This window comes from Tabrizicola sp. (genome assembly GCF_031377265.1).
Classification (GTDB): domain Bacteria; phylum Pseudomonadota; class Alphaproteobacteria; order Rhodobacterales; family Rhodobacteraceae; genus JAUYQR01.
Genome location: NZ_JANMET010000379.1, coordinates 1 through 7,791, shown reverse-complemented (window position 1 = coordinate 7,791; position 7,791 = coordinate 1). Strand labels below are relative to the sequence as shown.

9 protein-coding genes are annotated in these 7,791 nt (G+C 61.4%); 4 read left to right on the top strand and 5 right to left on the bottom strand.

Annotation, left to right across the window (positions count from 1 at the left end; genetic code table 11):
- From RMO18_RS20295 to RMO18_RS20275, 5 genes are all read right to left on the bottom strand, one after another.
- A partial coding sequence (locus RMO18_RS20295) for a CDP-alcohol phosphatidyltransferase family protein (RefSeq protein ID WP_309668335.1) occupies window positions 1-306 on the bottom strand: 306 nt, incomplete at its 3' end.
- Between the two features lie 73 nt (window positions 307-379).
- Window positions 380-2,236, bottom strand: coding sequence for an excinuclease ABC subunit UvrC (uvrC, locus tag RMO18_RS20290; protein ID WP_309668334.1), 1,857 nt, complete (start codon window positions 2,234-2,236; stop codon window positions 380-382).
- A 308-nt stretch (window positions 2,237-2,544) separates the two neighbouring features.
- The gene (locus RMO18_RS20285; RefSeq protein WP_309668333.1) at window positions 2,545-3,318 is read right to left on the bottom strand and encodes an SDR family oxidoreductase; all 774 of its coding nucleotides are present in this window, start codon (window positions 3,316-3,318) and stop codon (window positions 2,545-2,547) included.
- Window positions 3,318-3,500, bottom strand: coding sequence for a hypothetical protein (locus tag RMO18_RS20280; RefSeq protein WP_309668332.1), 183 nt, complete (start codon window positions 3,498-3,500; stop codon window positions 3,318-3,320). The genes RMO18_RS20285 and RMO18_RS20280 overlap by 1 nt, the downstream gene beginning before the upstream one ends.
- Window positions 3,501-4,292, bottom strand: a complete 792-nt coding sequence (locus RMO18_RS20275; protein ID WP_309668331.1) for a S49 family peptidase — start codon at window positions 4,290-4,292, stop codon at window positions 3,501-3,503.
- A 60-nt stretch (window positions 4,293-4,352) separates the two neighbouring features.
- Here RMO18_RS20275 and RMO18_RS20270 point away from each other — a divergent pair, with 60 nt between their 5' ends.
- The 4 genes from RMO18_RS20270 to RMO18_RS20255 all read left to right on the top strand — a co-directional run.
- Window positions 4,353-5,234, top strand: coding sequence for a LysR family transcriptional regulator (locus RMO18_RS20270; protein ID WP_309668330.1), 882 nt, complete (start codon window positions 4,353-4,355; stop codon window positions 5,232-5,234).
- A 90-nt stretch (window positions 5,235-5,324) separates the two neighbouring features.
- Entirely contained in the window at window positions 5,325-5,795 is a 471-nt protein-coding gene (locus RMO18_RS20265) for a formate dehydrogenase subunit gamma (protein ID WP_309668329.1), read from the top strand.
- Window positions 5,792-7,318 carry an NADH-quinone oxidoreductase subunit NuoF gene (locus tag RMO18_RS20260; protein ID WP_309668328.1) on the top strand — a complete coding sequence of 509 codons (1,527 nt, stop codon included), beginning with the start codon at window positions 5,792-5,794 and terminating at the stop codon, window positions 7,316-7,318. The genes RMO18_RS20265 and RMO18_RS20260 overlap by 4 nt, the downstream gene beginning before the upstream one ends.
- The coding region (locus tag RMO18_RS20255) for a 2Fe-2S iron-sulfur cluster-binding protein (protein ID WP_309668327.1) at window positions 7,315-7,791 on the top strand (477 nt) is incomplete at its 3' end. The genes RMO18_RS20260 and RMO18_RS20255, both read left to right, overlap by 4 nt.

Below are 7,791 nucleotides of genomic sequence, written 5' to 3'. Positions count from 1 at the left end.
GAACAGAATGACGGTCGCGGGCAGGATCAGCCACGGGTTCATCCCGGAATAGCCAGTGATGATCAGCAGCGCGATCACCACCATCGCCTTGTCGGCAATCGGGTCCAGCATCGCACCAAACTTCGATTCCTGCTTCCAAAGGCGGGCCAGATAGCCATCGAACCAATCGGTGACCGCCGCGCCGACAAACAGCGTCAAGGCGAACCAGTCTGCCCAAGGCCGATGGAAATACAGGAACATGATCGCCACTCCGGGGGCTGCCAGAAGCCGAACGACGGTGAGCGTATTGGGAATGTTCCAGTTCATCCGACAATTGGTAGCTTAAGGGGCGGCAGTCGGAAAGGGGGATCGGATTGCGCGCAGGCTCAATCCTCGCCGCCTATCCTTTTGCGCTCAGGTAATCGGAAATCACCTTGGCCATAGCCTCCGAAATTCCTTCGACGGCCTGCAGATCGCTCAATCCGGCGCGGGCCACCGCCTTGGCGCTGCCGAAATGCGCCAGAAGCGCGCGTTTGCGTGCCGAACCGATGCCCGGAATGTCATCCAGTGGCGTCGCCCCCACCGCCTTCGCCCGCTTGGCCCGATGCGCGCCGATGGCCCAGCGGTGCGCCTCGTCGCGCAGGCGTTGAACGAAGTAGAGCACCGGGTCATTCATTTTCAGGGCAAAGGGCCTTTCTCCCAGACGGTGGAATTCCTCTTTTCCGGCATCGCGGTCGACGCCTTTTGCCACGCCCACCATTGCAATATCATCGACGCCAAGCTCTGCCATGATCATGGCCACTGCGGAAACCTGTCCGGCACCACCGTCGATCAGCAAAAGGTCCGGCCACATATCAGTCTTGCGGTCCGGGTCTTCCTTCAGCAGGCGTTCAAAGCGGCGGGTCAGAACCTCTTTCATCATGCCGAAGTCATCGCTGTTGGCGCCGGCTTCGGACTTGATGTTGAACTTTCGGTACTGCGATTTGAGGAATCCGTCCGCTCCCGCAACGATCATGCCACCGACGGCATTGGTGCCCTGGATGTGGCTGTTGTCATAGACTTCGATCCGCGTGGGCGGTGCTTCCAGATCGAATGCTTCGGCCAGGCCCGTCAGCAGCTTGTTCTGTGTCGTGGCCTCGGCCATGCGCCGGGCGAGGCTTTCGCGGGCATTGCGGGTGGCGTTTTCTACCAGTTCGGCCTTCTCACCACGCTGCGGGACGGCAAGCTCCACCTTGCCACCGGCGCGGGCCGACAAGGCCTCGGTCACGAGATCCGGGTTATCCACCGGATGCGACAGCAGGATCAGCCGGGGCGGTTCCTTGTCATCGTAGAACTGGGTCAGAAAGGCCTCGAGGATTTCCGGCTCTTCGGCACCCAGGCCGGTTTTAGGGTAGAAATCCCGGTTGCCCCAGCTTTGGTTGGCACGGATGAAGAAGACCTGCACGCAGGCCTGACCGTGCTCCAGATGCAGGGCCACAACATCGGCCTCTCGCACGCCTTGCGGATTGATGCCTTGGGATTGCTGCACTTGGGTCAGTGCGCGGATGCGGTCGCGCAAGGCGGCGGCGCGCTCGAACTCCATTGCCGCCGAGGCCACCTCCATCGACTTCGCGAGATCGGCCTGCACCGAGGTGGTCTTGCCCTCCAGAAAGCGGGTCGCGTCGGACACCAGCGTGCCATAGCCCTCGACGCTGATCTTGCCCACACAAGGGGCTGAGCAGCGCTTGATCTGGTATTGCAGGCAGGGGCGCGTGCGGGCTTCGAACATGCTGTCGCTGCAATTGCGCAGCAGGAACACCTTCTGCAGCTGGTTCAGCGTCCGGTTCACCGCACCGGCGCTGGCAAACGGGCCAAAGTAAGCACCCTTCTCGGATTTCTTGCCGCGATGCTTCTTGATCTGCGGGAACGGGTGTTCTGCCGAGATCAGAATGTTCGGGAAAGACTTGTCGTCGCGCAGCAGCACGTTGTAGCGCGGTTTGAGCTGCTTGATCAGGTTCTGCTCCAGCAGCAGCGCTTCAAGCTCTGTCCGCGTCGTCAGAAACATCATCGACGCGGTTTCGTGGATCATCCGCGCGATCCGGCCGGAATGCCCCGAGGGGCGCGCATAGTTTGAAACGCGGGCTTTCAGGTTGCGCGCTTTGCCCACATAAAGCACTTCTGCCGCCGAATTCAGCATCCGGTAGACGCCGGGCGATCCGTCGATGGTCTTCAGGTAATCCTGAATGACCTCATGCCCGGTGCGTGTTTTTTCGTTCATGCTGAGGGCCTGCCGATACTGGGGTCGATTCTTGACTTCCGCTGCACTGAACCACGCGTCGGAGCAAGAGAAAAGCTGTCCACGGTTTCTGTGGATAACTCTGCGGAGAAGTTTTCACGAGGGCGGTTTTTCCGTTGTTTTCAGCGTGGTTCGTGCGGTTGCCTGTTTTTTAGGCAGAATTGCAAGCCGTTGTAATTGTTAGAAAGATTTTTGAAAATCGGCCAAATCTCTGAAATGTAACATTATTTATGACAGAGCTATGACTGACAGACCGGAAGTGGACAACTTTGTTGCGCGCCAGCTTTGCCCTACTCCAGACCGATCACATCGGGGGTCTTCCAGGCCAGGTGCTGCCCGGCGTCGATCGCCAGAAATTGGCCAGTTACCGAGGGGCTATCCAGAAAGAATCCAAGCGCTGCAGTGATATCCGCAGGATTGGCGCCACGCCCTAAAACCGTTGCCGCACGCTGCTTGGCAAAGTGCTCTTTGCTTTGGCGTGCGCCACGCAGGGTGGGGCCCGGACCAATGGCGTTAACCCGAATGTTTGGCGCAAGGCCTTGGGCGGATGTCCGGGTCAGCGCCCAAAGACCCATCTTGGCAATCGTATAACTGGAGAACTCCGGCGTCAGCTTCAGGATGCGTTGGTCGATCATATTGACGATCAGGCCCTGGGCCAAAGGCTCTTCCGCTTCGTCCAGCGTGAAGGCGGGGCATTGGCGGGCGAAGGCTTGCGTCAGAACGTATGGCGCGCGCAGGTTTGATAACAAATGCCGGTCCCAGCTTTCCTTGGTGGCCGTCTGGAGGCTGTCGTATTCAAAGATCGACGCGTTGTTCACCAGCACTGTCAGCGACCCGAGTGCAGCGACTGCTGCAGGCACCAGCGCCTGCATCGCATCTTCTTCCAAAAGGTCAGCCTGCAGGGTTACCGCATGCCGCCCGACTGCACGGACTTCCGCGGCAACCGCCTCGGCTGCGTCTGCGGAACTGGCGTAGTGCACCGCCACATCATGCCCTCGCCCAGCCAGATACAGCGCCATCGCCCGGCCAAGCCGTTTTCCCGCCCCGGTCACCAGTGCCGTCATCAGGCTTTCCTTCCGCAGTCGCAGCCGCTGCGCCCGATCACATAGCGCCCGCAGCGCGGACAGGCGACCGCCTTGTGACGCCGTGCTGCGATCTGGCGCACGGTGGCGGGAAACAGCGCCTTGCCAACCATGGCAACCAGCACCATCACCCCCAGAAAGACCAGAACGATCTTGACCAGCATCTACAAACCGTACCGTGACCAAAGCGCGCGGTCTTCCACCGAATTCAACGCGTCATCAACAAGTGCCAGCCCCAGACGCTGGGCAAGGCTGCGCTTCTGGCCAAACGGCACCAAGCGGACCTTTTCGCCGTAAAGCTCCTTCATCTTGGGTACCAGATGCCCGATGCCATCCGTCAGGCCCAAGTCTACTGACCCCTGACCCACCCAGATATCGGCATTGAAAAGGTCAGCATCCGCCAGACGCGCGCCGCGCCGCGCCTTTACATGCGCGATGAACGCATCGTGGATTGGCGTTTGCAGTGCCTTCAGGCGGTCCACATCTTCGGGCTTTTGCGGCAGAAACGGGTCGGCAAAGCTTTTCGAACGGCCAGCCGTGACAACGCGCCGTTCGATCCCTTGCCGAGCCATGAGTTCGGGAAACCCGAACGAGGCGAAGATCACTCCGATCGACCCGACGATAGAGCTTGGGTCAACCCAGATCTTGTCGCCGGCACAGGCCAGCCAATAGCCGCCGCTTGCTGCCACGTCCTCGATAAAGGCGTGAACCTCGACCTTCTTTTCCTCAGCCAGCCGCCTGATCCGCGCGGCGATCAGCGATGACTGCACCGCCGACCCGCCCGGAGAATTGATCTGCAGCGCCACCGCCGCCGGTTTGCCCCGGCTGAAGGCGCGGTCGATCAGCAAAGCAAGGCCCTGATCGCTCAGGCTGCGGCCACCGGTGCCAATGGTGCCTTGCAGGCGGATCACCGGCACATAGGCTGGCTTTGGCAGAAAGGGGATGAAACGTTTCATAGGGTAGAGTTAGGCGTTGCGGGGCTTGCGGGCAAGGGCAGGTCGGGGCACGCTTGGCAGATGATAGACAAGCTGGAAATGTTCATCGCCTTGGCCAAGGAGCGGCACTTTGGCCGTGCTGCGGTGGCGTGTGGGGTGACGCAGCCCTCGCTTTCCGGGGCAATCCGCCAGCTTGAGGATCAGTTGGGCGTGCAACTGGTGTTTCGCGGTAGCCGCTTTCAGGGCCTGACCCCGGAGGGTCAGCGCGTGCTGGACCGCGCGCTAAAGATTGTCGGCGACATGCGTGATCTGAAGGACGAGATGCGCACCGTCCGTTCCGGGCTGTCCGGTCACCTCAGGATCGGCGTGATTCCCACTGCCTTGCCGATGGTGGCGGACCTGACCGGCCCGTTCACCAAGCGGCACCCCAATGTGCGCGTGGCAATCCTCAGCCGCACCTCGGCCGAGATCCTGACCGGGATCGAAAGCCTCGATCTGGAGGCTGGAATCACCTACCTGGATAACGAGCCGCTTGGCCGCGTTGCCCAAGTGCCGCTTTACACCGAATTCTACCGGCTTTTGTGTACGCCAGACAGCCCGCTTGCGGCCCGCAGCCGGGTCAGCTGGGCCGAGGTCTCGACCTATCCTCTGTGCCTATTGACCTCAGATATGCAGAACCGGCGCATCGTCAATCAGCATTTGGCCGAAGCGGGGGTGCAGGTCAGCCCCACCATTGAATCAAATTCCACCATCGCATTGATTTCGCACGTTCTTACCGGACAGTGGGTCAGCGTGGTGCCAAAGAAACTTGCCGATATGGTGGTGGCTGATGGGCGGCTTTTGTCCTTGCCGATTGTCGAGCCGGAGGCCGAACACACCGTTGGCCTGATCGCGGCGAAACGAGATCCGCAGACGCCGGTTCTGCGTGCTCTGATCGAAGATGCAGTGCGCCTTGGGTTTTGATAGGAAATAGCTATCAAGCAACGGCTTATCGAGATTGATTTCCCTATCAATCAGCGTATCACGGGCGCACGCCAGCCAGAGGTCCGCCAGATGCTTGATACCGCCACCGTCACCGACCGCGTCGCGGAGATAATCGAGGCGCATGTAGTGTTGGAAGGGCCGTTGCTGCCGATTCTGCATGCCATTCAGGCCGAGTTTGGCCATGTCCCCCAGACCGTGCTGCCGGTGATCGCCAAGGCGCTGAACCTGTCGAAGGCCGAAGTGCATGGCGTGATGAGCTTCTATCACGATTTCCGCGAGGTGCCCGCTGGGCGGCACGTGCTGAAGCTGTGCCGGGCCGAGGCCTGTCAGGCGATGGGCGCAGACCGGGTGGCGGCCCATGTTCAGGGCGCATTGGGCGTGGATTGGCATGGCACCACACCTGATGGCGCCGTGACGCTGGAGCCGGTGTTCTGCCTCGGGCTTTGCGCCTGTGGCCCGGCTGCGATGCTGGATGGCCGGCTTGTAGGGCGGTGCGATGAAACGCGGGTTGATGGGCTGATTGCGGAGGCGCGGGCATGAAGGTCTACATCCCCCTCGATTCTGCAGCCGTGGCCTTGGGTGCCGACGAAGTTGCCGCCGCCGTTCAGGCAGAGGCGGCGCGGCGTGGGGTGCCGGTTGAGATTGTGCGCAACGGCTCGCACGGGATGGTCTGGCTGGAGCCGCTGGTCGAGGTCGTGACGGGTGCCGGGCGCGTCGGGTTCGGACCGATGACAGTGGCCGATGTGCCGGGGTTGTTCGGCGATATTGCAGCGCATCCCAGGGCGCTGGGCCAGGTTGCCGAATTGCCCTGGATGAAAGGTCAGACGCGGCTGACCTTTGCCCGGGTTGGGGTGATCGATCCGCTGTCGTTGGCCGAGTATGAGGCACAGGGTGGCTTGTCGGGCCTGCGCCGTGCGCTTGGCATGGACAAGGCCGGGATCGTGGCCGAAGTCACAGCCTCCGGCCTACGCGGGCGCGGTGGTGCCGGATTCCCGACTGGCATCAAATGGAAAACCGTCAGCGAGGCGGTTGCCGACCGCAAGTACATTGTCTGCAACGCCGATGAAGGCGACAGCGCCACTTTCGCGGACCGGATGCTGATGGAAGGTGATCCCTTCACCTTGATCGAAGGAATGATAATCGCCGGGCTGGCAACCGGTGCCACCAAGGGATTTGTGTACATCCGTTCGGAATACCCGGTCGCAATCCGCGTGATGCAGGCCGCCTGCGATCTGGCACGCGATGCTGGGTTGCTGGGCGCGTCAGTGATGGGTTCGGGCCATAGGTTCGACATTGAAATTCGTGTCGGTGCCGGTGCATATGTTTGTGGCGAGGAAACCTCGCTGCTGAACTCGTTGGAGGGCAAGCGCGGCGTTGTTCGTGCCAAGCCGCCGCTGCCGGCGCTGGAAGGCTTCATGGGCAAACCGACGGTGGTGAACAACGTGATCTCACTGGCGACCGTGCCGGCGATTTTCGAAAAGGGCGCAGCCTACTACAAGGACTTTGGCCTTGGCCGGTCGCGCGGGACGATCCCGCTGCAGATCGCCGGGAATGTTCGGTTTGGTGGGTTGTATGAGACGGCCTTTGGCCTGACGCTGGGCCAGATTGTCGATGATATTGCAGGGGGCTGCGCCTCGGGTCGGCCGGTCAAGGCGGTTCAGGTTGGTGGGCCGCTGGGTGCCTATCATCCGCGTGCGCAGTTCGACACGCCCTTCGGATATGAAGAGTTTGCGGGCCAAGGCGGGTTGATCGGCCACGCCGGGCTGACCGTGTTCGACGACAGTGCCGATATGTTGAAACAAGCCCGCTTCGCGATGGAATTCTGCGCCATCGAGTCGTGCGGCAAGTGTACACCCTGCCGGATCGGCGCGGTTCGGGGCACTGAAACCATCGACCGCATCGCCAAAGGCGACGCCGCCGCAATCCCGCTGTTGACCGACCTGTGCAACACGATGAAGGCCGGATCTCTCTGTGCCCTTGGCGGCTTCACACCATACCCGGTGATGTCCGCGCTGACCCATTTCCCCGATGACTTCTCGCCCATGAAGGAAGCCGCCGAATGAAAGACTTCATCATCCCCGACCGCGATTTCGGCACCCCTGCGGCGAAAAGCAAACAGATGGTCACCCTGACCATCGACGGCTTCGACGTGACCGTCCCGGAAGGCACCAGCATCATGCGGGCAGCGGCGGAAGCGGGCATATCGGTCCCCAAACTTTGCGCTACGGACTCGGTTGATGCCTTCGGCTCCTGCCGCCTTTGCCTCGTCGAAATCGAAGGCCGCAACGGCACCCCGGCATCTTGCACCACTCCGGTTGCCCCCGGCCTTAAAGTTCACACCCAGAACGCCAAGCTGAAGCAGCTGCGGCGCGGCGTGATGGAGCTGTACATCTCCGACCATCCGCTGGACTGCCTGACCTGTTCGGCCAATGGCGATTGCGAGTTGCAGGATATGGCCGGTGCAGTTGGCCTGCGCGATGTGCGCTATGAGGCGGTGGACACCCATTTCCGCGCCAAGGACACCTCGGGCATTGCC